The 25,684-nt window shown below is 60.1% G+C and carries 23 protein-coding genes and 1 pseudogene; 9 read left to right on the forward strand and 15 right to left on the reverse strand.

The features are described 5' to 3' along the window. Window positions 1–60: 60 nt before the first annotated feature. From GS620_RS07715 to GS620_RS07735, 5 genes are all read right to left on the reverse strand, one after another. A complete protein-coding gene (locus GS620_RS07715; protein WP_171172721.1) occupies window positions 61–1,578 on the reverse strand; it encodes an ABC transporter ATP-binding protein in 1,518 nt (505 codons plus the stop codon). Next, on the reverse strand, window positions 1,575–2,510 hold the full coding sequence (gene xdhC / locus GS620_RS07720) for a xanthine dehydrogenase accessory protein XdhC (protein WP_171615005.1): 936 nt from the start codon (window positions 2,508–2,510) through the stop codon (window positions 1,575–1,577). The genes GS620_RS07715 and xdhC overlap by 4 nt, the downstream gene beginning before the upstream one ends. Next, entirely contained in the window at window positions 2,510–4,912 is a 2,403-nt protein-coding gene (gene xdhB, locus GS620_RS07725; RefSeq protein WP_171615013.1) for a xanthine dehydrogenase molybdopterin binding subunit, read from the reverse strand. The genes xdhC and xdhB overlap by 1 nt, the downstream gene beginning before the upstream one ends. Further along, complete coding sequence (gene xdhA / locus GS620_RS07730; RefSeq protein WP_171615015.1) at window positions 4,909–6,270, reverse strand: xanthine dehydrogenase small subunit; 1,362 nt, start codon at window positions 6,268–6,270, stop codon at window positions 4,909–4,911. Before xdhA ends, xdhB begins: the two co-directional genes overlap by 4 nt. A gap of 180 nt (window positions 6,271–6,450) precedes the next feature. After that, window positions 6,451–6,615: a hypothetical protein gene (locus GS620_RS07735; RefSeq protein WP_171615017.1), complete on the reverse strand. Its 165-nt coding sequence runs from the start codon at window positions 6,613–6,615 to the stop codon at window positions 6,451–6,453. Between GS620_RS07735 and dnaE the strand changes: the two genes are divergently transcribed. The 3 genes from dnaE to GS620_RS07750 all read left to right on the forward strand — a co-directional run bounded on the left by dnaE (window position 6,614) and on the right by GS620_RS07750 (window position 10,803). Beyond that, window positions 6,614–10,114: a DNA polymerase III subunit alpha gene (gene dnaE / locus GS620_RS07740; RefSeq protein WP_171615019.1), complete on the forward strand. Its 3,501-nt coding sequence runs from the start codon at window positions 6,614–6,616 to the stop codon at window positions 10,112–10,114. The two genes, GS620_RS07735 and dnaE, sit on opposite strands and share 2 nt — an antisense overlap. An 85-nt stretch (window positions 10,115–10,199) precedes the next feature. Continuing rightward, complete coding sequence (locus GS620_RS07745; RefSeq protein ID WP_171119082.1) at window positions 10,200–10,418, forward strand: hypothetical protein; 219 nt, start codon at window positions 10,200–10,202, stop codon at window positions 10,416–10,418. A 16-nt stretch (window positions 10,419–10,434) separates the two neighbouring features. Further along, window positions 10,435–10,803, forward strand: coding sequence for a hypothetical protein (locus GS620_RS07750; protein ID WP_253283557.1), 369 nt, complete (start codon window positions 10,435–10,437; stop codon window positions 10,801–10,803). A 4-nt stretch (window positions 10,804–10,807) separates the two neighbouring features. Here the strand turns inward: GS620_RS07750 and GS620_RS07755 are convergent, their stop codons facing one another. Continuing rightward, window positions 10,808–11,002: a SlyX family protein gene (locus GS620_RS07755; RefSeq protein WP_152460143.1), complete on the reverse strand. Its 195-nt coding sequence runs from the start codon at window positions 11,000–11,002 to the stop codon at window positions 10,808–10,810. A gap of 129 nt (window positions 11,003–11,131) precedes the next feature. Here GS620_RS07755 and hisS point away from each other — a divergent pair, with 129 nt between their 5' ends. The 3 genes from hisS to hisG are packed head-to-tail and all read left to right on the forward strand — an operon-like array spanning window position 11,132 to window position 14,403. After that, the gene (hisS, locus tag GS620_RS07760) at window positions 11,132–12,619 is read left to right on the forward strand and encodes a histidine--tRNA ligase (protein WP_171206997.1); all 1,488 of its coding nucleotides are present in this window, start codon (window positions 11,132–11,134) and stop codon (window positions 12,617–12,619) included. 3 nt (window positions 12,620–12,622) lie between these two features. After that, complete coding sequence (locus GS620_RS07765; protein WP_171615021.1) at window positions 12,623–13,711, forward strand: ATP phosphoribosyltransferase regulatory subunit; 1,089 nt, start codon at window positions 12,623–12,625, stop codon at window positions 13,709–13,711. Next, window positions 13,708–14,403: an ATP phosphoribosyltransferase gene (hisG, locus tag GS620_RS07770; RefSeq protein WP_171172729.1), complete on the forward strand. Its 696-nt coding sequence runs from the start codon at window positions 13,708–13,710 to the stop codon at window positions 14,401–14,403. Before GS620_RS07765 ends, hisG begins: the two co-directional genes overlap by 4 nt. Here the strand turns inward: hisG and GS620_RS07775 are convergent. Further along, window positions 14,400–14,783, reverse strand: a complete 384-nt coding sequence (locus tag GS620_RS07775; protein ID WP_171615023.1) for a hypothetical protein — start codon at window positions 14,781–14,783, stop codon at window positions 14,400–14,402. The genes hisG and GS620_RS07775 overlap by 4 nt on opposite strands. 98 nt (window positions 14,784–14,881) lie before the next feature. Then, window positions 14,882–15,313, reverse strand: a complete 432-nt coding sequence (locus tag GS620_RS07780) for a DUF1489 family protein (RefSeq protein WP_171615025.1) — start codon at window positions 15,311–15,313, stop codon at window positions 14,882–14,884. Between the two features lie 129 nt (window positions 15,314–15,442). Between GS620_RS07780 and GS620_RS07785 the strand changes: the two genes are divergently transcribed. Together GS620_RS07785 and GS620_RS21995 are read left to right on the forward strand one after the other, a co-directional pair. Then, a complete protein-coding gene (locus tag GS620_RS07785; protein ID WP_171615033.1) occupies window positions 15,443–17,725 on the forward strand; it encodes an adenosylcobalamin-dependent ribonucleoside-diphosphate reductase in 2,283 nt (760 codons plus the stop codon). Window positions 17,726–18,087: 362 nt separating this feature from the next. Then, a pseudogene (locus tag GS620_RS21995) lies at window positions 18,088–18,206 on the forward strand (IS5/IS1182 family transposase); the annotation flags it as partial. A 30-nt stretch (window positions 18,207–18,236) separates the two neighbouring features. Here the strand turns inward: GS620_RS21995 and GS620_RS07790 are convergent. Further along, a complete protein-coding gene (locus GS620_RS07790) occupies window positions 18,237–19,520 on the reverse strand; it encodes a cytochrome-c peroxidase (RefSeq protein WP_171615035.1) in 1,284 nt (427 codons plus the stop codon). 3 nt (window positions 19,521–19,523) lie between these two features. Here GS620_RS07790 and GS620_RS07795 point away from each other — a divergent pair, with 3 nt between their 5' ends. Then, complete coding sequence (locus GS620_RS07795; protein ID WP_171230701.1) at window positions 19,524–19,994, forward strand: tetratricopeptide repeat protein; 471 nt, start codon at window positions 19,524–19,526, stop codon at window positions 19,992–19,994. A gap of 30 nt (window positions 19,995–20,024) precedes the next feature. On the opposite strand, the gene dctP is transcribed toward GS620_RS07795, so the two are convergent. The 6 genes from dctP to GS620_RS07825 all read right to left on the reverse strand — a co-directional run bounded on the left by dctP (window position 20,025) and on the right by GS620_RS07825 (window position 25,601). Beyond that, window positions 20,025–21,026 (reverse strand): TRAP transporter substrate-binding protein DctP, encoded by a 1,002-nt coding sequence (gene dctP, locus GS620_RS07800; RefSeq protein ID WP_371809788.1) that lies wholly within the window; start codon window positions 21,024–21,026, stop codon window positions 20,025–20,027. 84 nt (window positions 21,027–21,110) lie between these two features. After that, entirely contained in the window at window positions 21,111–22,400 is a 1,290-nt protein-coding gene (locus GS620_RS07805; protein ID WP_152460165.1) for a TRAP transporter large permease, read from the reverse strand. Then, entirely contained in the window at window positions 22,401–22,988 is a 588-nt protein-coding gene (locus tag GS620_RS07810) for a TRAP transporter small permease subunit (protein WP_171205044.1), read from the reverse strand. It lies immediately after the preceding gene. Between the two features lie 53 nt (window positions 22,989–23,041). After that, on the reverse strand, window positions 23,042–23,560 hold the full coding sequence (locus tag GS620_RS07815; RefSeq protein ID WP_171615039.1) for a flavin reductase family protein: 519 nt from the start codon (window positions 23,558–23,560) through the stop codon (window positions 23,042–23,044). Further along, complete coding sequence (locus GS620_RS07820) at window positions 23,557–24,447, reverse strand: aldo/keto reductase family oxidoreductase (RefSeq protein ID WP_171615041.1); 891 nt, start codon at window positions 24,445–24,447, stop codon at window positions 23,557–23,559. Before GS620_RS07820 ends, GS620_RS07815 begins: the two co-directional genes overlap by 4 nt. Further along, window positions 24,447–25,601, reverse strand: coding sequence for an LLM class flavin-dependent oxidoreductase (locus GS620_RS07825; RefSeq protein ID WP_171615043.1), 1,155 nt, complete (start codon window positions 25,599–25,601; stop codon window positions 24,447–24,449). The genes GS620_RS07820 and GS620_RS07825 overlap by 1 nt, the downstream gene beginning before the upstream one ends. Window positions 25,602–25,684 lie beyond the last annotated feature (83 nt).

The raw sequence follows: 25,684 nt of genomic DNA on the forward strand, positions 1-25,684 counted from the left end.
CTCGTTCCCCTAACTTCTTCATCTTTTTTCAGATGCTCTCGCCGAAGGCGGCCCAACAGATCAAACATGCGCCACCTCCATTCCGTGGGCACCGCCCATCATCAGCCCGATTTCGTCCACTGTCAGTCCGGTTGTCGGACGTGGCGCGCTCAGGCGGCCCTCGTTCAGCGCAGCAAAGCTGTCCGAGATTTCCATCAACTCATCCAGATCCTGAGAGATGCAGACAACCGCCGTTCCCTTTGCCGCCAGGTCGAGGATTGCCTGCCGGATCGACGCGGCCGCCGCAGCATCCACGCCCCAGGTTGGCTGGTTCACCACCAGCACATCCGGGTTTTGCAGCACTTCGCGTCCGATCACGAATTTCTGCAGGTTCCCCCCGGACAAGGACCGCGCCGCGTTGTCCGGGCCTGGTGTCCGGACGTCAAAAATCTCGATGATCTTCTCCGCAAAGCTCTTGGTCTCGGCCCATTTCAGAAAGCCGTTGCTTTCCAGACCCTCTCGAACCGACCCGGTCAAAAGGGCGTTTTCGGTCAGGCTCATGTTCGGGGCAGCGGCATGGCCCAGCCGTTCTTCGGGCGCGGTCAACACGCCAAGTTTGCGTCGCGCGGTCGGGCCCAGCTTGCCGATCGCCTGACCGTTGAACTTGATCGCGTCGGCAGATGTCAGAATTTCACCGGACAGGACGCCCAGCAATTCATCCTGCCCGTTGCCCGCAACGCCGCCAATGCCCAGAACCTCGCCCTTGCGGACGGTCAAATGCACGTTGCGCAATGCGGTGCCGAATTCTGACGGAGAAGGCACCGACAGCCCGCTGACATCCAGCGTCACTGCGCCAAATTCACGCCCCGAACGTTCCGGGGTTTGCAGGGCCGTTCCTACCATCAGTTCGGCCATGTCGCGGGCCGAGGTCTCAGCGGGGACACACTCGCCCACATTCTTGCCCAGACGCAGGATCGTGGCGTGGTCACACAGGGTCCGAATCTCTTCCAGCTTGTGCGAGATATACAGGATCGACGTGCCTTCGGACCGCAACTTGTTCAGCGTCTCGAACAGGATCTCGACCTCCTGCGGGGTCAACACCGAGGTCGGTTCGTCCATGATCAGCAGTTTCGGGTCTTGCAGCAGGCAACGGATAATTTCAACACGCTGGCGTTCCCCGGCGGACAGATCGCCGACAGTGCGGAACGGATCCAGCGGCAGGCCGTAGGTTTCCGATACTTCGCGGATGCGCGAGGCCAGATCACCCATGGCGGGCGGGTTTTCCATCCCCAAGGCGATGTTCTCGGCCACGTTCAGGGCGTCAAACAGCGAAAAATGCTGGAACACCATTGCAATTCCGTCTGCCCGCGCGGAGCGGGGTTCGGGCGGCGCAAAAGGCTGACCGCGCAACAGCATGGTGCCACTGTCAGGTTTCACCAGCCCATAGATCATCTTGACCAGCGTGGATTTCCCGGCCCCGTTTTCCCCCAACAGGGCGTGAACTTCGCCCTCTCCGATGTCAAAGGACACCTGATCGTTGGCCACGACACCGGGATAGGCTTTGGTCAACCCTTGCAGGCTCAGCAATGGAGTGGTCACGCGCTCAGGTCCTTCTTCAACTCATTCTGCCGGGCCGGACGCAGCAGTTGCGCTGCGACGCCCACGGCGATCATCTGCGGGTGTTTGCCCAGCGACGTTTCACCAATCGGGCAGGTAATCCGGCTTATCCGGTCGGGCGGATGCCCAAGGGCCGCCAGCCGCGATCGGAACCGCGCCCATTTGGTAGCCGAGCCGATCAGTCCCGCAAAGCGGAAATCGTGCAAAAGCAGCCTGTTGCACAGTTCTAAATCCAGATTGTGTGAATAAGTCAGCACAAGGTGCTCGGCATTGGGCGGTGCATGTCGCACAAGTTCGGCCGGTTTCGTCGCTGGCAGATCGGTCACGCCTGCAGGAATCACGTCCGGAAAGCGCTCGGGGCCGGTATCGACCCAAGTGATCGCAAGATCGGGCAGGGGGGACAGAACATCCACCAGCGCCCGTCCGACGTGACCTGCGCCCCAGATCCACAGGTTTCGTGCCGGTTTATGCACCGGTTCGATCATCCAGCCGTCGATCAGGCGTGGTTCGGGTGCAATGCCCTGACTGCGTGCTGCCGCCAGCACTCGCTTGACCGAAAGAGGCGTGGCGCCACCGGATGCTGATCGTGCAATGATCGTATCATCCAGCGTTTCAACCTTCTTGAGATCATAGACTTCGCTGAACAACGAGACCGCTCCGCCACAACATTGGCCCATGTCCGGTCCCAGCGTGTGATGCGTCAGGCGCGTGGCCACTGTTTGCGATCGTGCGGCCTCTGCGGCCTGGTATTCCAGCGTACCTCCACCGATGGTTCCGCTTTGCCCATCTTCCCAGACCAGCATCGCAGCACCCACCTCGCGCGGGGACGACCCTTTGATCCCGGCGATGACCACCCGAACCACTTTCCCGTGGGTTTTGACCGCCTCCCTCAAAGCCTCAAGGTCAAATCCCATCAGATGCCTCCCTTCATCCTCTGGACCCCGCGCCAAACCTCTTCGGCCGTGGCCGGAGCGTTCAGGGCCGGGTATCTGTCTCCGCAGGCGGCAACCGCGTTCGACAGCGCCAGCCAGGCCGAGATCCCCAGCATGAAAGGCGGCTCGCCCACAGCTTTCGAACGATAGATGGTGTCCTCACGGTTTTCGCCATCCCAAAGCGTGACGTTGAAGATGTCCGGCCGGTCCGAGCAGGCCGGAATCTTGTAGGTCGAGGGCGCGTGCGTGCGCAGGTTGCCCGTGTCATCCCAGACCAGCTCTTCGGTCGTCAGCCACCCTGCACCCTGTACATAGCCGCCCTCAACCTGACCTATGTCCAAAGCCGGATTCAGCGACGCGCCCGCGTCATGCAGGATATCCGTTCGCAGAATGCGGTTTTCACCGGTCAGAGTGTCCACCGCCACCTCGGTAACGGAAGCGCCGTAGGCAAAGTAGAAGAAGGGGCGACCGCGCCCGGCGATCCTGTCCCATTCGATCTTGGGCGTCTTGTAGAACCCGGTCGCCGACAGGCTGACGCGCCCCTGATAGGCCAGTGCGGCGGCTTCGGCGAAGGTGTAGCGTTCTTCTGAGGCCGAGACACGCCCATCCGAGAACGTGACCGTTGATGGATCGGCCTGATGACGTTCGGCAAGATAGGCGGCCATCCGGTCGCGGATCGTGTCGCAAGCGGCCTTCACCGCCATACCGTTCAGGTCACTTCCCGAAGATGCCGCCGTCGCAGACGTGTTTGGTACTTTCGCCGTGTCGGTTGCGGTGATTTTCACCATCTCCAGCGGTATGCCAAAGCGCGACGCGGCGACCTGTGCGACCTTCTGGAACAGGCCCTGGCCCATCTCGGTGCCGCCGTGATTCAAGTGGACTGATCCGTCCTGATAGACATGCACCAGCGCACCCGCCTGATTGAGGTGGGTCAGCGTGAACGAGATACCAAACTTGACCGGGGAAAAGGCGATGCCCTTTTTGATTACACTGTTCTCGGCATTCCATTTCGCGACAGCCGCCTTGCGCGCGGTGTAGTCGCTGGATTTCAGCAACGCCTCTGTCATGTCGTGCAGTTCGAAATCGCTGACCTCCATCCCATAGGGTGTGGTGTTCCCGCCGGCGGGCAGAGGACGCACGGGTGCGTCACCCATTTCAACGGCGCCGCGGCTGGTCAGGTCTTCGTGCGGATCGGCATGCACCAGTGGTTTTTCTGTCGGTGTGCTCTCGGCCACAGCGTGCGCGGGTGCATAGTAATTCCGGCGGCGCAGCTCGACGGGATCCAAACCCAGCGCATGCGCGGCATGGTCCATGACCCGTTCGATGCCGACCATGCCCTGCGGGCCGCCGAACCCGCGATATGCGGTGGCAGATTGGGTGTTGGTCTTCAACCGGTGGCTTTCGATCCGGGCGTTCGGCAAAAGGTAGGCGTTGTCCGAGTGCAGCATCGCCCGGTCGGCCACGGGCAAGGACAGGTCCTGCGCCCAGCCGCAGATCGCATAGTGGAGGAATGAGACGCCCTGTATATGTCCATGCTCATCGAACCCGGCCTTGTACGAAATGCGGAAAGCGTGGCGTTTGCCCGTGATGATCATGTCATCGTCACGGTCATAGCGCATCTTGCAGGCCTTGCCGGTTGCGCGGGCGGCCACGGCGCAGGCCACTGCCAAAGCGTTGCCCTGACTTTCCTTGCCGCCAAACCCTCCGCCCATGCGGCGGGTCTCGACCCGGACGGCGTGCATCGGAACACCCAGAGCGTCGGCCACTTTGTGCTGAATCTCGGTCGGGTGCTGGGTCGAGCTGTGCACCAGCATATCCGCACCTTCATTCGGCACGGCCAGCGCGGCCTGACCTTCCAGATAGAAATGCTCCTGCCCGCCCAATTCAAACGAACCTTCGATCACATGCGGCGCACTGGCAATGGCCGCATCCGCATCGCCCTTGGCATAGATGCGTGGACCATCTTCAAACCGGCTGTTGGCAGCCAGCGCTTCTTCGATCGTCAGGATCGGCGTTTCCTCGGCATAGTCGACCTTGCCCAATCGCGCCGCTTTGCGGGCGGCCAGATGGCTGGTGGCAACGACCAGGAACACGGGCTGACCGATATAATGCACCGTGCCGTCCGACAGCAGCGGCTCATCGTGGATCGAGGGCGAGACATCGTTGGCAAACGGCAGTTCCTCTGCCGTCATGACCATCACGACACCCTCGGCGTCTTTGACAGCCGACAGATCCATGGCGGTGATCTTGCCCTTGGCGATCGGACTCAGGCCAAAGGCCAGGTGCAGCGTGCCCTTGGGTGTCGGGATGTCATCCACGTACCGCGCCGCGCCCGAAACGTGCAGAGGGGCGGCGTCGTGGGGCAGGGCTTGCGTCACACTCATGCCGACACCTCCAGCACATTGGTGATCTCGCCCTGATCTTCCAGGAAATACCGTTGCAGCATCGCCTTGGCGGTTTCCAGTCGATACAGGGCCGAGGCGCGCATATCCGTGAGTGGCGAAAAGTCGTCGGCAAACGATGGCAGCGCGGCGTCAACGGTCTTGCGCGTCCACGGTTTGCCGATCAAAGCGGCCTCGACATGGGTTGCCCGTTTCGGAACAGCAGCCATGCCACCATAGGCAATGCGCGCCTGTGTGACGCTGCCCTCCGAAACGGTTATGTTGAAACAGCCGCAGACGGCCGAGATATCCTGATCGAACCGTTTGCTGAGCTTGTAAGCCTTCAGGCGATCTGGCTGGCGGGGGAAGCTGACGGCTTCCACAAACTCGCCCGGAACCCGATCCTGTTTGCCGTAGTCGATGAAGAACTCTTCCAGCGGGATCGACCGCCGCTCGTCGCCCTTGCGCAGGTGCAGTGTCGCGTTCAATGCGATCAGCGCAGGCGGGTTGTCCCCGATGGGCGAACCGTTTGCGATATTGCCGCCCACGGTGGCCGCATGGCGGACCTGAACGCTGGCATAGCGGCGGATCATCTCGGCATAGGACGGATGCAGATCGACCATAGCCGCGCCCATGCGATTCATGTCTACCATTGCGCCAAAGCGGACTTCTTCACTGCCGAGCGTGATCTTCTTCAAATCATCGCAGCGGTTGAGGAAGATCACCGGGTCAAGTTCACGCAATTGTTTCGTGACCCAAAGGCCCACATCGGTCGCACCAGCGACCAGAGTCGCATTCGGGTTCTCGGCATACACGGCGGCCAATTCGTCGGATGAGGTTGGCAGCATGCGCGAAGTGGCAATCGTTGCAGGTGGGCTATCTTTGACCCAAACCGGAACGGGCTGTTCCTCGGCCGCTTTCGCCGCGCGAATGATCGGCGCATAGCCGGTGCAGCGGCAAAGGTTGCCTGCAAGCAAAGTGTCATGGTCCGTTGCACCATTCGTGTGCCCGGCGACCATCGACATGACGAACCCGGGTGTGCAGAAGCCGCATTGCGAGCCGTGCAGATCGACCATTGCCTGCTGGACCGGGTGCGCTTCGCCATTCGGGCCACTTGCGCCTTCAACTGTTCGGACGGCCTTGCCATGCAGTTGCGGCAGAAACAGAATGCACGAGTTCAGGGCCTTGGCGCCTTGGTCATCCGTCACCATCACGGTGCAAGCCCCGCAATCGCCTTCGTTGCAGCCTTCCTTGGTGCCGGTCAGACCGCGATCTTCGCGCAGCCAATCCAGCAGGGTGGCTGTCGGATCAACATCAGCCAGCTCCACTGTCTCTCCGTTCAGAAGAAACGCGATGTTCATTCGAGAAACCCGTCGCCTTACCCGGTTGCGCCCTTGTGGCCCTCCTTCGATGCGACGTAGAAAGAGTGGCGGGCGAATTGCTTGCCATGAGATGTTAGAAACAGCGCGGCTTGTCTGGCAAGAAAAACCGCCTCTGTTATACACCATTAGACGTATACGGCCTGTGACCGTCTTTTCTGATTAATGGGCAGCCACTTGTAAATAAAGCGGTTTTTGATTGCGACGCCCAGTCAATCCCGAAGCACCTTCTGAAAAAGCCGAATAATCAATGGCTTTTTTTTTGCGGCAAACGTAACGCGGTTCAGCCTTTTGCCGCGCAGCCGGCTGGGGTAGCTTGGGCGTCATGAGCAGTTCTCCACGATTCATCCACCTCCGCGTTCACACTGAATATTCCCTTCTGGAAGGCGCCGTGCGGCTGAAAAAGCTGCCGGGCCTGTGCGAGAAGATGGAAATGCCGGCGGTCGCCGTGACGGATACCAATTCGATGTTTTCGGCGCTGGAATTCGCGGTCACCGCAAGCGGCGCCGGGGTACAGCCGATCATGGGGTGCCAGGTCGATCTGACCTATGTCCAGGCCCAGCCGGGCGAGAAGCCAAAGACGCCCGCGCCTCTGGTGCTGCTGGCGCAGTCCGAGACCGGGTACGAAAACCTGATGAAACTCAGCACGTGTCTCTACGTGGACAAGGGCGGGCAACTGCCTCAGGTCACTTTGGAAGAACTGGCCGACCGATCTGAAGGGTTGATCTGCCTGTCCGGTGGACCTGACGGCCCGGTGGGAATGCTACTGCAACAGGGTCATCGCCCGGCGGCCGAAGCGTTGGTCGATCGGCTGGCGGCAATGTTCCCCAACCGGTTTTATATCGAGCTTCAGCGCCATCCGGGTGAAGATGGCCAGCCCGAGGCCGAACGCCTGACAGAACGCGGCCATGTCGAGATGGCCTATGCCAAGAACCTGCCGCTGGTCGCCACGAATGACGTCTATTTCCCGACGCCGGACATGTACGAAGCTCATGACGCGCTGATCTGCATATCGGAAGGGGCCTATGTCGACCAGCAGGAAGGCCGCCGTCGGCTGACGGCGCAGCACTACTTCAAGTCACAACAAGCGATGGCGACCCTGTTCGCCGACTTGCCCGAGGCCATCGAAAACACCGTCGAGATCGCCAGACGCTGCGCGTTCATGGCCTATCGACGCGACCCGATCCTGCCAAAATTTGCGGATGACGAGGTGGCCGAGCTGCGGCGCATCGCCAATGACGGCTTGCAGAAACGTCTGGCCGTGATCCCGCATGCCGTGACGCCCGAGGAGTACCAGGAACGTCTGGATTTCGAACTGGGCATCATCGAAAGCATGGGTTTCCCCGGCTACTTTCTGATCGTCGCAGATTTCATTCAATGGGCCAAGGATCACGACATTCCGGTCGGGCCGGGGCGGGGCTCGGGCGCGGGCTCGCTGGTGGCCTATGCGCTGACGATCACCGACCTTGACCCGCTGCGCTACAGCCTGCTGTTTGAACGGTTCCTGAACCCCGAGCGGGTCTCGATGCCCGACTTCGACATCGACTTTTGCATGGACCGCCGTGAAGAAGTGATCCGCTATGTGCAGCAGAAATACGGCCGCGACAAGGTGGGGCAGATCATCACCTTCGGTGCGTTGCTGTCGAAGGCTGCCGTGCGCGATATCGGGCGGGTGCTGCAGATGCCTTACGGGCAGGTGGATCGTCTGTCCAAGATGATCCCGGTTGAAGGCGTCAAACCTGTCTCCATCGAAAAGGCGTTGAAAGACGAACCGCGTCTGCGCGAAGAGGCGCGGAATGAAGAGGTTGTTGACCGTCTGCTGACCTATGGCCAGCAGGTCGAGGGGCTGTTGCGCAATGCCTCGACCCACGCGGCCGGTGTGGTGATCGGTGACCGGCCGCTGGATGCGCTGGTGCCGCTTTATCAGGATCCGCGCTCGGATATGCCTGCGACCCAGTTTAACATGAAATGGGTGGAACAGGCCGGGCTGGTAAAGTTCGACTTTCTGGGTCTGAAGACCCTGACCGTGATTCAGAACGCAATGGACCTAATTTTCAAATCCGGGCGTCCCTTGCACATCGCCGCCGATGGCACCGAACTTTATGAGCCCGCTGAGGGGGCTGAAAACCAGATCAACGCTATCCCGCTGGATGATGAGGCGACGTACAAGCTTTATTCCGCAGCCAAGACCGTGGCGGTGTTCCAGGTGGAAAGCTCGGGCATGATGGACGCGCTCAAGCGCATGAAACCCACCTGCATCGAGGATATCGTGGCGCTTGTGGCGCTCTACCGCCCCGGCCCGATGGAGAACATCCCCACCTATTGCGAGGTCAAGAATGGCCAGCGCGAGATCACCTCGGTCCACCCGCTGATCGATCATATCCTGGAAGAAACGCAGGGCATCATCGTCTATCAGGAGCAGGTGATGCAGATCGCGCAGGTCATGGCGGGATACAGCCTTGGCGGCGCCGACCTGCTGCGCCGCGCGATGGGCAAGAAGATCAAAGAGGCGATGGACGCCGAACGCCCGAAATTCGAGGCCGGCGCGGCCAAGAACGGGGTGGACGCCAAGAAGGCCTCCGAGGTATTCGACCTGCTGGAGAAATTTGCCAACTACGGCTTCAACAAGTCGCACGCGGCGGCCTATGCGGTGGTCAGCTACCAGACCGGCTGGCTCAAGGCGAACCACCCGGTCGAGTTCATGGCCGGGGTCATGAACTGCGATATCCACCTGACCGACAAGCTGGCCGTGTATTTCGAAGAGGTCCGCAAGGGGCTGGGCCTGCCTTACGTGCCGCCCTGCGTGAACCGCTCGCTGGCGACCTTCGACGTGGTGGATGGTCAGCTGGTCTATGCGCTGGGCGCGCTCAAGAATGTCGGCGTCGAGGCGATGAACCTTGTGGTGAAGGGCAGGGGAGACAAGCCTTTCGTCAACCTCTTTGACTTTGCCCGCCGGGTCGATCTGAAGAAGGTCGGTAAACGTCCGCTGGAAATGCTGGCGCGTGCCGGCGCTTTTGATGAGCTCGACAAGAACCGTCGCCGCGTGTTCGAAAGCCTTGACCGTCTGGTACAGTATTCGGCGGCGATCCATGAACAGAAAAACTCCAATCAGGTGTCTCTGTTCGGTGAGGCAGGCGACGACCTGCCCGAACCGCGCCTGTCGCCGACGCCCGACTGGCTGCCGGCCGAGCGCCTCAGCGAAGAATTCAAGGCCATCGGCTTCTATCTCTCGGGGCATCCGCTGGACGATTACATGCCCGCGCTGAAGCGCAAACAGGTGCTGACGCTGGATGAGGTTACGGAAAAGGCCCGGTCTGGTCCGCTCATCGCAAAGATGGCAGGGGTTGTCGCCGGGCGGCAGGAACGGAAATCGGCCAAGGGCAACCGCTTTGCTTTCGTTCAAATGTCTGATCCCACCGGCGCCTATGAGGTCACGCTGTTTTCGGACACGCTGGAGAAGTGTCGCGAGTTTCTGGAAACCGGCGCGGAAGTCGTGCTGACTGCCGAGGCAACGATGGAAGCCGATCAGCTCAAGCTGCTGGGCCGCTCTGTTGGCCCTGCGGATTCCTTGGTGGCCGAGGCCGGAGCAACTGGGCTGCGAATCTACGTTGACGAAGCACAGGCCGTACCAACGGTAGCCAAGGTGTTGGAAGACGCCGCCTCTGCCGCGAAAGGGGCTGCACGGGGACCAGTCCAGTTCATGTTGCTGGACCCCAGCCTGCCCGGCGATGTTGAGATGGAACTGGGACGTGAATTCCCAATCAACCCGCAGATCAAGGGCGCGATCAAATCCCTTGAAGGCGTCATGACCGTCGAAGAGATATGATACCGCTTTGTTGCCAGACTGTTGGTGCCCCGCTAGGCTGACTTGACAGAGATGTCTTTAGGTCATGCCACAGGAGGGCGTTGTTATGACAATAACGGGTCTCAAGTTCAGAAAGATTGTATTCGGCGCAGCAGCGACGCTGGCTTTGGTTTCGGCCTCAGCTGGTCTGGCGGATGACAAGAAAAAAGAAAACACGATCAAAGGCGCCGTGATTGGCGCGGGTGTCGGCGCGCTGATCGGCGACGGCAAAGGTGCCGCCGCCGGAGCGGTGGCCGGTGCGCTGATCGGCGCGAATTCCAAGTAGGCGGAGGAGCATCCGGATGAGGACGAATTTGCTTAAGCCAGCCGCCACCGCCTTAATGCTTGCAGCGCCCGGATTGGCCCTTGCCGACGAGGAAGCCGAACAGATGATGCAGGACGCGCTGCCGCTGATGTATCACACCTGCACCTCTGTTATCGAAGAGGCTGATGGGAACGAAGAATACATTCTGGACGTCGTTGGGAAGATGACGGCCCTTTCGCTTTACAACCGTCAGGTTGACATCGAAGCCCACGCGACTTCGGATGAGGAAAAGGCGGCTCTGAGAGAAACATTTGTGGCCGCCTTGAAAGAGGGCTGCACCGGGGACGAAAACGCCCTGTTGGGCGGCGTTGTGGACAACGCGGTAAAATCGACGCTTGGGCTTTAAATCATCAATAGTGAGGCGGTCGTTCGTCACCAAAGACAACGCCGCCTGAACCTTCCTGCGCCCGTTCTGCTTCGCGCTGCAACAGCATTTCAACCCGTTGGGTCAGCCGGTCGATTTCCGATTGTTGTCTGGTGACGACCGTGTTCAGCTCGTCCACGGTACGGGTCAGATGTGCGATCTCTTCTTCCAGATGCTGCATGGGGGACTCCTGTCTTGCGCTGGTCATAGCGACACAGTCGGCCCAAGGCCAGAGAAAGCGCGCCTTGCCCCGATGCGGACCATGGGATAGACCGCGCGCGGAACAAGGACACTCCCAAGGACGCCCCACATGGCCAAGCCCAAGAAACAGCCCCGCCCCAAGGCCGTCACGCCGAAAGGGTTCCGCGACTATTTCGGCGAGGAAGTCACGCAGCGCACTGAGATGCTGCGGACGATTGCGGGCGTGTATCATCGTTATGGGTTCGACGCGCTTGAAAGCAGTGCGGTCGAGACCGTCGAGGCGCTGGGCAAGTTTCTGCCCGACGTGGATCGCCCGAACGAAGGCGTGTTCGCCTGGCAGGAGTTTGACGATGGCGGCAACGGCGATTGGATGGCGCTGCGCTATGATCTGACAGCACCATTGGCCCGGGTCTATGCCCAGCACCGCAACGATCTGCCCACGCCGTATCGCCGCTATGCGATGGGTCCGGTCTGGCGCAACGAAAAGCCGGGGCCGGGGCGGTACCGTCAGTTCTATCAGTGTGATGCGGATACGGTGGGGACGGCCAGCATGGCCGCCGATGCCGAAATCTGCGCGATGCTGTCGGATACGCTGGAAACCGTGGGCATTCCTCGCGGCGATTATCTGGTCCGGGTCAACAACCGCAAGGTTTTGAACGGCGTGCTCGAGGCCATGAGCCTAGGCGCGGACGCGGCAGCGCGCGACGACGTTCTGCGCACCATCGACAAGTTCGACAAGGTGGGTGAGCAGGGCGTGCGCGAGTTGCTGACCAAGGGCCGGCTGGATGTCTCGGGCGCGTTCATCGACGGTGTGGGCCTGTCCGAAGATCAGGCCGAGCCGGTGATCGCCTTCCTGACCTCCAAGGCCGATGCAGCCGCCGGAACGCTGGCCAATCTGCGTGCGGCCGTGGGTGACAGCAAGATCGGCGCCGAAGGCATTGCGGAATTGGAACAGATCGGCGAGTTGCTGGCCGCGGGCGGCTATGGCGCTGATCGCATCCAGATCGATCCCTCGGTCGTGCGCGGTCTGGGTTATTATACCGGGCCGGTCTATGAGGCCGAACTGACCTTCGAGATCTTTGATGAGAAAGGCCGCAAGCGGCAGTTCGGCTCGGTCTCGGGCGGCGGGCGCTATGACGATCTGGTCAAGCGCTTTACCGGGCAGGAAGTACCTGCGACAGGCATCTCCATCGGCGTTGATCGCCTGCTCGCCGCGTTGCGCGAAAAGGGCCGGATCAGCGTTCAGGCCACCGGCCCTGTGGTCGTGACCGTAATGGACCGCGACCGCATGGCCGACTATCAGGCGATGGTGGCCGAGCTGCGCAATGCCGGCATCCGGGCCGAGGTCTATCTGGGCAATCCCAAGAATTTTGGTAACCAGCTGAAATATGCGGACAAGCGGAATTCTCCGATTGCGGTGATCGAGGGCGGCGACGAAAAAGCCAAAGGCATCGTGCAGATCAAGGACCTGATCTTGGGGGCCAAGATTGCCGAAAGCGCCACGCTCGAGGAATGGAAGGAACGCCCCAGCCAGTTCGAGGTGCCGCGCAGCGATCTGGTCGCCAAGGTGCGCGAGATTCTGGACAGTCAGGACTAAGCCATGCCCAACCGATCCCAGATCCAGGCCCGGGCCGCGATGATGCGCGTGCGCTTCGAGGCCGCCGGGGCGCAGGTCGTCGACCCGCCGCTGCTGCAATCGGCCGAGACGCTGCTGGACCTCTACGGCGAGGATATCCGCGCGCGCGCCTATGTCACCTCGGACGCGCTGCGCGGCGAACAGATGCTGCGCCCGGATTTCACCCTACCGGTGGTGCAGATGCACATGCGCGACGGGGCCGAACCGGCGCGCTATACCTATTCGGGTGAGGTGTTCCGCCGTCAGGAGCATGACCCCGACCGCGCCAATGAATACATCCAGGTGGGATACGAGGTCTTTGACCGCGACGACCCGGCAGGCGCCGACGCCGAGGTGTTTTCGCTGATGGCGCTTCAGTTGCGTGGGTTGCCCCTGCGTGCGGCAACCGGGGATATCGGCATCCTCACCGCTGCGGTCGAAGGGCTGCGCACGACCGAGCGTCGCAAGGCCGCCCTGATGCGGCACCTGTGGAGACCGCGCCGGTTCCGCATCTTGCTGGATCGGTTTGCAGGTCGCAAGGCGCCCTCGGAAGGGCGCGCCGCGCTGCTGGACGCAGCCGATCCGATGGCCTTTGAAGCCCCTATGATCGGCAAGCGCCGCAAGGCCGAAATCGCAGCGCGCATCGAAGCCCTGCGCGATGACCGCGATACGCCGCCGATTTCCGACAATGAACTGGCCGGGCTGGAAACGTTGCTGAATGTGCGCGAGACCATGCCATTTGCGCTGGAACAGCTGCGCGACGTGGCGGTGGATCTGCCCCAGATCACGCCCGCTCTGGACCGGCTGGAGGCGCGCGTGGCTGCGCTGCAAGCACGTGGCGTCGATGTCGAGCGGTTGGATTTCGAGGCCGCCTATGGCCGGACATCGATGGAATATTACGATGGTTTTGTTTTTGGGTTTTACGCGGAAGGTCGGCCTGACCTGCCTCCGATCGCCACGGGCGGGCGCTATGACGCGCTGACACGGCAATTGGGCCGTGGAGACGAAATCCCGGCTGTCGGCGGCGTGTTGCGCCCCGACCTGATGCTGGAGATTGAGGAGGGTGCTGTATGAGCCTGAAACTTGGTGTGCCGTCGAAGGGCCGGTTGATGGAAAAGACCTTCTCATGGTTCGAAAAACGCGGCATCACCTTGTCACGCAGCGGGTCGGACCGGGAATATGCGGGCAAGGTCGAAGGGATCGACGGTGTCTCTCTGATCCTGTTGTCGGCGGGGGAAATTCCGCGTGAACTGGCGGCGGGGCGGATTCATCTGGGCGTCACCGGGATCGATCTGGTGCACGAGAAACTGCCGCGCTGGGAACAGCAGGTTGAAGAGGTTTCGCAGCTTGGATTCGGCAAGGCTGATCTGATCATCGCAATTCCGGCATGTTGGGTCGATGTCGATACGCTTGATGATCTGGACGCGGCAGCAGCTGCGTTTCGCAAAACCCATGGCCACCGGCTGCGGATCGCCACCAAATACCACCGTCTGGTTCGGGAATTCCTGACAGAAGCGGGCGTGGCCGATTACACGCTGGTCGACAGTCAGGGTGCGACTGAAGGCACGGTGATGAATGAAACCGCCGAAGCAATTGCCGACATCACCTCGACCGGAGAGACCCTGCGCGCGAACCACCTGAAGATCCTCTCGGACGGTCTGATCCTGCAATCGCAGGCCACGCTGTGGCGCAGTCGGGTGGCCAGTTATTTGCCTGATGACAAGCGGGTGCTTGCGGAAGTAATGGACCGGGTAAGCAAAACTTAATCAGGGGCAGCGGTCACTGATTTGCTGATGTCAAAACGTTTTGACCCGCACGTCCCTTTCCATTTTTTGAACACGACATTCTTTCTCAGGTCGAATGTCATGGTGCCGGTGTTGCCGCCTCCGCAGTTCGCGCTGTCGAAGTTGAAACTGATGGATTGCTTTTTGCTGTTCCCCGAAACGCTGGCGCCGTTGATATTTTGCAGCGTTGAGGACGTGATGCCTGCAATGTTGCCGCCGGTAATTGTGACCGACACCGGGAACGGATTTTTGGACGGCACGGTCAGGCTATAGGTTCCATCCTTTGGGGCGGCGAGAACGCTTGTTCCGCCTGCTACAAATACAGCCGCCAATACGATTGCTCGAAATTGTCCAATCATCATAGATTGCCCTCGTTAACTTAATAAAATCAAGTAAACATTCTATGCGATTTTGTTGGCATCCTCAACGCATCACATTGCAGATAGTCTGGTGCCGGCCTTTACAGAACCCCGATTTCTGCCAGGGCGCGGTTCAGATCATCGGGCAGGGCATCGTCCTGCTCGCGGTTTTTCGGCAAATCGGCAGGAGTATCTTTAGGCTTGAGATAACGCCATCCCTGAAACGGGCGTTTCAGGGCGTTCTGGGTGCGGTGCAGCTTGGGGTCCAGCACAATGGCACAGCGGCGGATACCATCGTCTCCGATCACTTCATCCAGCCGCAGGATCCGTTGGCGACACTGGATTACGCCCTTGATGACCCAATAGATCGATCCGCCGTTCAGAATTTCGGCTTCGCGCTTGGGCCACATGCGGGTGACGTGGCGTGGAAGGCCATCTTCGAACCGCTGGCGATAGCTGTCCTGCCAGACGATCAGCGTGTCGACGCTTTCCGAACCAACGGACAGTTTTATGAGGTTTACGTAATTATCCACAGCTTTCCCACAGAGTCGTCCCGAGGATCATCTTTATATTGTAGCTTGGTTCCAGTTGTCATCAAGGTGTTGTGGTGCGCATGTGATTTGAGGTAGTCTGGATACCTCTTTCAGCACAGGGAATCACCAATGAGCCGCTTTGCCGCCCCCATCGCCGAGCAGATCTGGGATATGAAGTACCGCTTTAAACAGGCGGATGGCACCCCCATCGATCAAACGGTTGAAGACAGTTGGCGGCGCATCGCCCGTGATCTGGCGCGGGCGGAAAACGACCCGGGGCACTGGGAAGAGAAATTCTATGAGGCGCTGAAAGACTTCAAATACCTGCCTGCCGGGCGGATCACAGCAGGTGCCGGCACCGCGCGTCAGGTGACCCTGTTCAATTGTTTTGTCATGGGTACGGTACCCGACAGCATGGGCGGCATTTTCGACATGCTGAAAGAGGCCGCTTTGACCATGCAGCAGGGCGGGGGGATCGGCTATGATTTCTCGACCATCCGCCCGCGTGGCGCTGACGTGAAAGGCGTCGCGGCGGATGCGTCGGGGCCGCTGAGCTTTATGGATGTCTGGGATGCCATGTGCCGCACGATTATGTCGGCGGGCTCGCGCCGTGGCGCGATGATGGCGACCATGCGCTGTGACCACCCGGATATCGAACAGTTCATCACCGCCAAATCCGACCCGGCCCGCCTGCGCATGTTCAACATGTCGGTTCTGGTGACCGATCCGTTCATGGAAGCGGTCAAGGCCAATGCCTCGTGGGATCTGATCTTTGACGGCAAGGTCTATCACACGGTTCAGGCGCGTGATCTGTGGAACAAGATCATGCAGGCCACCTATGATTATGCCGAACCGGGTGTGATCTTCATCGACCGGATCAATCAGGCCAACAACCTGAGCTATGTTGAAACAATCGCGGCCACGAACCCGTGCGGCGAACAGCCATTGCCGCCCTATGGCGCCTGCCTGTTGGGTTCGATCAATCTGGCGCGTTTGGTGGTTGAACCGTTTGAGGCAATAGCCCGTTTGAATCAAGAGGCCCTGCAAGAACTTGTCGCCACGGCTGTCCGGATGATGGACAATGTCGTTGATGTGTCAAAATTCCCACTGGCCGAACAAGAGGCTGAAGCGCAGGACAAACGCCGCATCGGGCTGGGCGTGACCGGACTGGCGGATGCGTTGTTGATGCTGGGTCTGCGTTATGGGTCCGACGAGGCGGCGCGTCAGACCGAGCGCTGGTTGCACGCGATCGCCCGCGCCGCGTATCTGGCGTCGGTCGACTTGGCCAAGGAAAAAGGGGCGTTTCCCCTGTTCGATGCCGAGAAATACCTGGCCAGCGGCACCATGCAGCAGATGGATGACGATGTTCGCGAGGCCATCCGCGAGCACGGCATCCGCAACGCGCTGCTGACCTCGATCGCGCCCACTGGGACGATCTCTTTGTACGCGGGCAACGTGTCGTCGGGGATCGAGCCGGTCTTTGCCTATGCCTATACGCGCAAGGTCTTGCAGAAGGACGGCTCGCGGACCGAGGAAGAGGTGGTGGACTATGCCGTTCAGATGTGGCGCGACAAGTTCGGCGATGTCGATCTGCCCGACTATTTCGTGAACGCCCAGACCTTGACCCCGGCCGAGCACGTCAAGATGCAGGCCGCGGCGCAGAAATGGATCGACAGCTCGATCTCGAAGACGATCAACTGCCCCGAGGACATCTCGTTCGACGCCTTCAAGGACGTGTATATGCAGGCCTGGGATCAGGGCTGCAAAGGCTGCACCACCTATCGCCCGAACGACGTGACCGGCTCGGTACTGACCGTCTCGGAAAGCGACGACAAGGTGCCGGGGGAAAGCGCGGATGCACCGCACGAGGTGGATGGCGGCGATGTCATCTACATGTCCGAACCGCTGGACCGGCCGCAATCGCTTGAGGGTTCGACCTACAAGCTGAAATGGCCCGACAGCGAACACGCGATCTATCTGACCATCAACGACATCGTCATCGGCGGCCGGCGGCGTCCGTTCGAGGTGTTCATCAACTCGAAGAACATGGAGCATTACGCCTGGACGCTGGCCTTGACCCGGATGATCTCGGCCGTGTTCCGGCGCGGTGGTGACGTGTCTTTCGTGGTCGAGGAGCTCAAGGCCGTGTTCGATCCGCGCGGCGGGGCCTGGGTGCAGGGCAAGTATATCCCTTCGATCCTGGCGGCGATCGGCGGCGTAATCGAGCAGCACATGATCGCGATCGGGTTCCTCGAGGGCGAAGGGATGGGGCTGAAATCCGACCCGCAGGCGCAGGTGGTCAACATGGACGCCCCCCGCGGCAAGGCCTGCCCGTCCTGCGGCCAGTATGACATGGTGATGATCGAGGGCTGCATAACCTGCCGCAGCTGCGGACATTCGAAATGTGGCTGAGACGGGGGGTGGGGTTTCGCTGTGAAAACCAGCAACAGCCTGCAATTAAACCAGCTCAAACTGCATCGTTGACCACCAGAACTTTGCCATCGCGTTTAGAGGTGCTGGCTTTTCTTGATTTGGATTGTGTAGAGAGAGTTGTCAGCGCTTTAGCACGCTCCCGATAAAGTTGGGGGGTGCCAAACCGCATTGGTCCGCTTGGACCAATCAAAGCTTCGTTAGCCTGATTGTGGTCTTCTGGCCATGCAGTGACATCAAGCAGGTGCCAAATTAAGAATGCCCACGAAGATTGCAGAGAGTATTTGTTTGCAGGCGATTGATAAGTTCCAGAGATGGGCGGGGACAGATGAGGCTATCCAGCCGAGAAATGCTTCAACAAGTTGAAGAATGCCAGCCGAGTTGCAACACGCTGCGACGTGCCCGCCGAAAGCTCTTCGGATTCGTCGATTTCGCATCAACCCGTCTCTGGCTCAGCCATTAGTCAACATGACCTAATTGATGTGAGAGATGGCTAAGGAGTAAACCCTTTCGGCACACCGAATTTCGGCGAGTCTACGCTGCGACCTGTCAACGAATTCAGAAAAGCAATCAGGTTTTCTATTTCCATTTCCGCAAGCTGGATCGGATCAATATCGATTTTCTTGCGTTGACGTGCCATTTCATATTGGTCCTGCCAAACTAGGAAATCCGTTTCTTGCAACCATGGCACCTGGGGTAAGGCAGCCATTTGTGGGGTCCATTTGTCCAGGCTTGCCTGCGGGTCCAAATGATGGCGAATGACGCTTTCAAGATCGGGGAAGGCGCCATTGTGACCGTACGGTGCGGTCAGGGCAACGTTACGGAGCATCGGGGTGCGGAACCTGTAGGCATCCTCAAGGCGGTCGCTTTCACCCATGCGGCCCACATCCCGGGCGAAGGGATCCCACTGCCGGGTGCGACCCGGCCCAAAGGGAGGCAAGCCCAGTGCATGGAACTTCTGATCTGACATGAGCGGACCGCTGTGGCAGGCGGAGCAGCGGGCTTTGCCGTAGAACAGCTTCATCCCCTCGATCTGCGCAGGTGAAAGGGCATTCATGTCGCCCGCAAGATAGTGGTCAAACGGGCTGTCGGTGCTGCGCCACTCGATCGCCATGAAAGCGGCCAGAGCGTTGGCGACTTGCGTGATCGTGATATCCTCGGTCGTCTCGACCTCATCAAAGGCGGCGACGATGGCCGGACCATAGCGCTGATCGGTGCGGACGCGTTTCGCCAGAATGGGCCAGCCCTTGTCGATGCGATCATGCACCGCGCCTGTGACTTCATTTTCGGCCACATTGCCCGCCATCTCGAATTGTGAGGTCAGGGGAAACAGAGCCTGCGCCGCCAGCAGGGAGTTCAGGCCCTCGGGCAGCCACTCCTGCGCCGGGGAATTGAAGCCGTTGCCGTAGACGTCGGAAACGCTCAGCCTGCCGTCGTGAAAGACAGTGTGTATGTCCTTGGCCCCAAAATTCCACAGGCCCGGAGAGTTGCGAGGGATGCGTTTGCGTATTCTGTCGGCCCCGGTGCCGGGTGTGCGGTCCGGCCCCAACCCCTGCCCGCCTTCTCCTATGCCCAGCGACAACCCGTCCGAAGTGCCGAAATCCGGGTGGTGACAATGGGCGCAGGCGATGTTGCGGTTGCCTGACAGGATCGGGTCGTAAAACAGTTGATGACCGATGGCGGCCTGTTTCATATCAAAGGGAATAAAGTCATCATCGGTCAGCGGGCGCGGCAATTCCTGTGCCACAGCGGCCCCGACCCAGAAGAAGGCAACCATCCCATGCGCCAGCTTGTTTTTGCCCTTTGCGTATTTGCGTCTCCGGCTCTGGCTGAACTGGAACAAGCGCGCGATATGATGGAAGCCGGACAGTTTGCAGCTGCGCGCGAGGAACTTCTTCCAGCCGCGCGCTCGGGCAACGCCGAGGCTGAAGAGCTGATCGGCGTGATGTACGGGCTGGGTTTGGGGGTCGAGCAGGATTACGAACGGGCCTTTGAATGGTATCTGCGCGCCTCGATGAAGGGGCATCCGGGGGCGCAGTCGGGCGTTGGCTGGTATTACGAATTGGGTCTGGGCATGCCTGCGCCCGATCTGGTGCGCGCGTATATGTGGTACACGCTCAGCGCCATTGGCGGCGACCCCGACGCGGCGATCAGCCTTGAGGAAGTGGTCAAGAAAATGTCGCCGGAGCAGATCGAAAAGGCGCATGTTCTGGTCAACGACTACAAAGGGTGGATGTACCCGTTTCGGTGAGGGCCAGGCCGCAAAGCCCGGCCCAACCGTTCACTTCAGATCCGCATCGCGAGCGGCGTTGACGTCCGCCTCAGCCGCCGCGACCGCCTCGGTCAGTGCAGCAAAGATCTCGTCGCCTCGCGCAACGTTGGACTGGAACCAATCATAGACTGGCGTTGCGGCCTCTTTGAACGCAGCCTTCTGATCGGGTGTCAGCACATAGAGGTCTCCGCCACCGGCGACGAAATCCTCATAGGCTTGGATCGACTTGCGCTTCGGGGAGGCGAAAGTGGCCTGTTGCAGGGCATAGAACCCGTCGACCACGACGCGGCGCAGATCCTCGGGCATCTCCTGGAACTTGGCGTTGTTCATCCACCACAATGCGCCCATATAGGCGTGGCCGTCCAGCGTTACGTATTGCAGGCCCGCATCCGGGAATTTCATGCCCATGATGTCGGTGATGCCGTTCTTGGATCCTTCAACGACACCGGTCTGGAAGCTGGTGAACAGTTCCGGCCACGGGATCGGGGTGGGCGACGCACCCAGCGCCTTGACCAGTTCCTGCGGCAGGTCGGCGACGACGGTGCGGATTTTCAGACCTTCCATATCCGCAGGCTCGGCAATGCGGCGCTGTGTGTTGGCAAAGTTGCGCCAGCCGCCGGTGTTGCCGATGGTCATCAGACGGATCGCGCCGCCCGAGTCCTCAAGCGCCATGTCGCGCATTGTGCGGGTGAAATCGCCCGACAGGACATGCTCGGCAATGCGGTCATCGGCCATCAGATAAGGCAGGTCCAGAACCTGCACGTAAGGAAAGATGCCTGAGGCACCGCCCGAGGTCGAGATGTAGATGTCGATGGTGCCGTCTGCCACGCCCTGCAAGCATTCGGCCCCGTTCGAGCAGAGCTGTGTGCCGATGAACAGTTCGACCTCGATCGCGCCGTTCGAGGCAGATTCGACATAGTTCTTGAAGACGATCAGCCCGTCATAATCCTCATCGTTTTCGTTCGAATTTGCGGTTGCGCGCAGCGTATAATCGGCGGCTGTCGCAGCCATGGCCGACGCCGCCACCAGCGATGTGGCCACCGCTGCGATTTTGATGAATTCTCTGAGCATGCGTTTCCTCCCTGTGGAACTCAGTTAGTTGGCAAATCCCGTTATCCTCGGGATCGTCATGGATAGTGCGGGTATGTAGGTGATCAGGAAAATCACGATGATTTCGACCGCCAGGAACGGCAGGATCGCCTTGGCGATGGTTTCAACCCGTTCGCGCGATACGGCGGCGGCCACGAACAGCACCAAACCCATTGGCGGGGTGGCGAGGCCTACTGTCAGGTTGACGCTCATGATGATGGCAAAATGGATCGGGTCGACGCCGAGGCTGGTGAAGATCGGGCCAAGGATTGGTCCAAGGATGATGATCGCAGGGCCTGCGTCCAGGAACATGCCAACGATGAACAGCAGCAGGTTGATCAGGAACAAAAGGATCAGCGGGTTTTCCGACAGGCTGAGGATCAGCGAGGCCAGTTGTTCCGGCGCATGGCTGAGGCTGACGACCGTCTTGAACGCCATCGCAGCACCAACCAGCAGCAGAACAACGGCTGAAGTCATGCCTGCATTGCTGAGCACCTCGGGGACCTCTTTCCATGTCAATGTCCGCAGGATGAAGAACCCGATGATGAAGGCATAGCCCACGGCGACTGCCGCAGCCTCGGTCGGTGTGAAGATACCACCCAGAATACCGCCCAGAATGATGACCGGTGTCATCAATGGGAAAAAGGCCTTCAAACTGGCCTGACGCCGCTCGGGCCATGTGTATTTGCGGCTGGCGACGGGGAAGTCATAGCGGTCGGCCATCAGTTTGATCATCAACATCAGACCGACACCGACCATCACGCCCGGAACGATCCCCGCCAGAAACAACGCGGCCACGCTTTCGCCCATCACATAGGCATAGATGATCATGATGCCCGAGGGCGGAATGATCGGCCCGATCACCGAACTCGCCGCCGTGATCGCGGCGGCGAATTTACGGGTATAGCCCTGTTTCTCCATCGCCGGGATCAGCATCGACCCTAGCGCCGAGGTGTCCGCCACGGCGGACCCCGAGAGGCCCGCGAACAGGATCGAACTCAGCACGTTCACATGCGCCAGACCACCGCGCAGGTGTCCCATCAGGGCCTGCGAAAACTCGACAAGGCGGATGGTGATGCCGCCTCGGTTCATGAGTTCTCCGGCCAGCATGAAGAAGGGGATCGCCATCAGAGGGAAGCTGTCCATACCGTTATAGACATTGCGATACAGCAGCGTGATGTCGTTCGTCTGGCCGTTCAGCCACAGCAGGATTCCGGGCGCCGCCAGCAAAGCGAAAAAGACCGGCAGGCCGATCAGCAGGAAAATCAGGAAGGTGGGCAGGAACCAGATCAGCATTTATTCGGCCCCCACTGCCGCATCAGGAATTTCAGGCAACAGGTGGCCGCCGCCCAGCAGAGTGATGAAGGATCGCAGGATCAGCTCGATATTCACCGAGATCAGCAGGATGACTCCCACCAGCAGCGATGCCATCATCCAACTGCGCGGAATGCGATACCATTCGTCGAACCCGAAAGAGGTGGGCAGATACAGCGCGGCAGTGGCGAACTTGCCGCCAAAGCCAGTGACCTCGGACCAGCCGATATTGACCGCGACCAGCAGGACGGCGAGCGCGATCAAAAGCAGGAACAGATTCAGCGTTTGGCCGATGATGCGGGGAAGGAGGCGTTCCAGCATGTCGATGGCCACAAAACCGCCGCGCCGAAAGGCTGTGGGGGCCATCAGACCGGTCATCCACAACATGCAGAACCGCGCGGCCTCGTCCGGCCAGGGCAGCGCATTGCCCAGAACGTATCGGAAAAACACCTGGATCAGAATTGCGATCACCATGAGCGCAATCGCAACAACACCAACCGCGCGGCCCAGACGCAGCACGGTTTCGTTCACGAATGCAATCGGTGCAAGCACCGATGCCAGTCCGCCCATGCGGATCCTCCCTTGGTCAGCCGCGGGTGTTCCCCACGGTCATCAAATCGCGCTTAGACTTTCGCGAATTGGCCGAGTTTCCCGGCATAAAAGGTCAGCGCGTCTCCGTCCGACATGCTGGCCCGTAGAACTTTTCCAACCACAATAACGTGATCGCCTGCATCGTGATACGCGTGCTGTTCGCATTCGAACCGCGCAAGGCAGTCCGCCAACACCGGTGTCCCATTCTCACAGCGCTCGTGGCTGATGTCCCGCAGTGCAAAGGCGTCTTTCGAGCAGCCGAAACACAGCTCGGCCTGGTCCGACGACAGCACATGCACGCTGAAATGACGGGCCTTGTGGAAATAGGGGAAGCGACGCGAGTTGCGGTCTCCGGCCCACATGATCAGTGGTGGGTCGAGCGACAGGGACGAAAAGCTGTTGGCGGTGATGCAGACCGGACCGTCCGCGCTGTCGCAGGTCACGATGGTGACACCGGTTGCAAAGCGGCCGAAGGCGTCGCGCAGGGTACGTGTGTCGTCCTTATGTGGAATGAAGGTGCGGGTTATGTCCTTTGAGATTGCGTTCATCATGGTACCTCGTGCCCCAGTGCCGCCTCGTACAGGCGGAACCAGCTTTCGCGATCCAGTTTGACTTTCAATGCGTCCGAGGCGCGTTTGATCCGGTCAAGATTGTTGGTGCCCAGAACCGGCAGGACGTTGGCTGGGTGGGCCAACAGGAACGCCACTGCGACGGCGGCGCGATCCACGCCAAACCCGGCTGCGATTTCATCGGCGACGACCCCAACCGGCGGGTTTCCAGCCATCAACAGGCCTCCACCCAGCGGCGACCATGCCATCAACGGATGGCCATGCTGTTGGTGAAAGGCCAGATCACCGTTGGTGAAAGGGCTGATCTGACCCAGCGAAATTTCGATCTGGTTGGTGACCAACTGCGTTTTCATCGCCGATTGCAGCAACGACCAATCCCACGGGCGGAAGTTGGACACACCCACCGCGCCGACCTTCCCACTGGCGACGACCTCATCCAGGGCGGCTCCGGTTTCATGGTGGTCCATTATGGGGTCCGGTCGGTGGATCAACAGCAGATCGATGTGGTCAATCGCCATTTCCGACAGCGACGTGTCGACTGACTTCAGAATGTGGGCGCGCGAGGTGTCGTAGTATTTTACCTTCGCATCCGTGTAACGGCCAACCGGCGCGACGATGTCGCATTTGGTGACGATCTCCATCTTCTGACGCAGGTTTGGATTGGCGCGCAGGGCGGCACCCAGCACGGCCTCGGCCTGGTAGCCGCCATAGATGTCGGCCTGATCGAAGGTGGTGATACCCTGATCCAGACAGGTCTGAATCTTGGCCTCGACATGGGCCGCGGACGTGTCACTGTCATCGCCCAACCGCCACATGCCATAGACAAGGCGGCTCATCTCCAGCGAGTCAGATAGTTTCACACGTTGCATCAGCGGCGTTCTCCGTTGCCCAGCGGTGTGGCCGGGGTCGTTTTGGGAACCCTTCCGTAAGCTTCGGGAAGGGAACAGGTTTTCAGATTCGGCAACACGCGGGCGCCGAAATGGCGGGTTTCGTCCAGATGCGGGTAGCCCGAGAAGATGAAAGCGCGGATGCCCATCTTCTGGTATTCCTCGATCTTCGACATAACCTGATCGGTCGATCCGACCAGCGCCGCCCCACAGCCCGAACGCGCGCGGCCAACACCGGTCCAGAGACCGGGTTCGACATAGCCGTATTCATCCGCCAGATCGCGGTTCCTGGCCTGATGCGCCACCCCCAGCGAGGTCGAATCCAGCGCCCGTTCGCGGATGGCGCGACCGTATTCGTCGTCCAGCTTCGAGACGATGTAATCCGCGTATTCCTGTGCCTCAGCCTCGGTATCGCGAACGATCATATGGACACGCAACCCGTAATCCAGCGTGCGGTCGTAGTTTTCAGCGACGGCGTGAACGGCCTTCATCCGTTCGGCCAGTTGATCCTTGGTTTCAGGCCACATCAGGTAGACGTCACAATGCTCGCCGCACAGATCCAAAGCAGAGGGAGAATAGCCGCCGAAATAAAGCAGCGGCCCGCCGGTCTGATATGGCTTGGCCGGGTCGGTGGTCAGGCCCGAGAAGTTATAGACCTCGCCTGCATGATTGATCTCATCCCGCGTCCAGGCCTGTTTCAGAATCTCCACCACTTCGCGCGAGCGCTGATAGCGGAACGCGCTGTCGGCCTTCTCACCGGGAAAGTCGGATGAGATGATGTTGACCGTCAAACGCCCCTTCAGCATGTGGTCCAGCGTTGCGATGGTGCGGGCCAGCATGATCGGTTGCATCTCGCCACAGCGCACGGCGGCCAGCAGGTTGATCCGCTCGGTGATCGGAGCGCAGCCGGCGACAAAGCTCAGCGTGTCTTGACCGACCTGATAGGAGGACGGGCAGAGGATGTTGCGAAAACCCTGCGCTTCGGCCTCTTTCACAATGTTCGAGCAATGCTCCCAACTCGACCGCAGGGCACCGTCGGGAACGCCAAGGAACTGGTAATCATCGGAACACAGCGCAGCGAACCACGAAACTTCGGCCGCATCCAGATCGGGGGATGTGATGGGGACGATGCTCATTTGATTCACGCTCCGTACATCTTTGACTTTCCTCTTGCGTAGCAATCGCTTTGATGTAGATCAATAGTGTATCAATTTTTCCT

It is taken from the genome of Ruegeria sp. HKCCD6428 (assembly GCF_013110595.1).
Classification (GTDB): Bacteria; Pseudomonadota; Alphaproteobacteria; order Rhodobacterales; family Rhodobacteraceae; genus Ruegeria.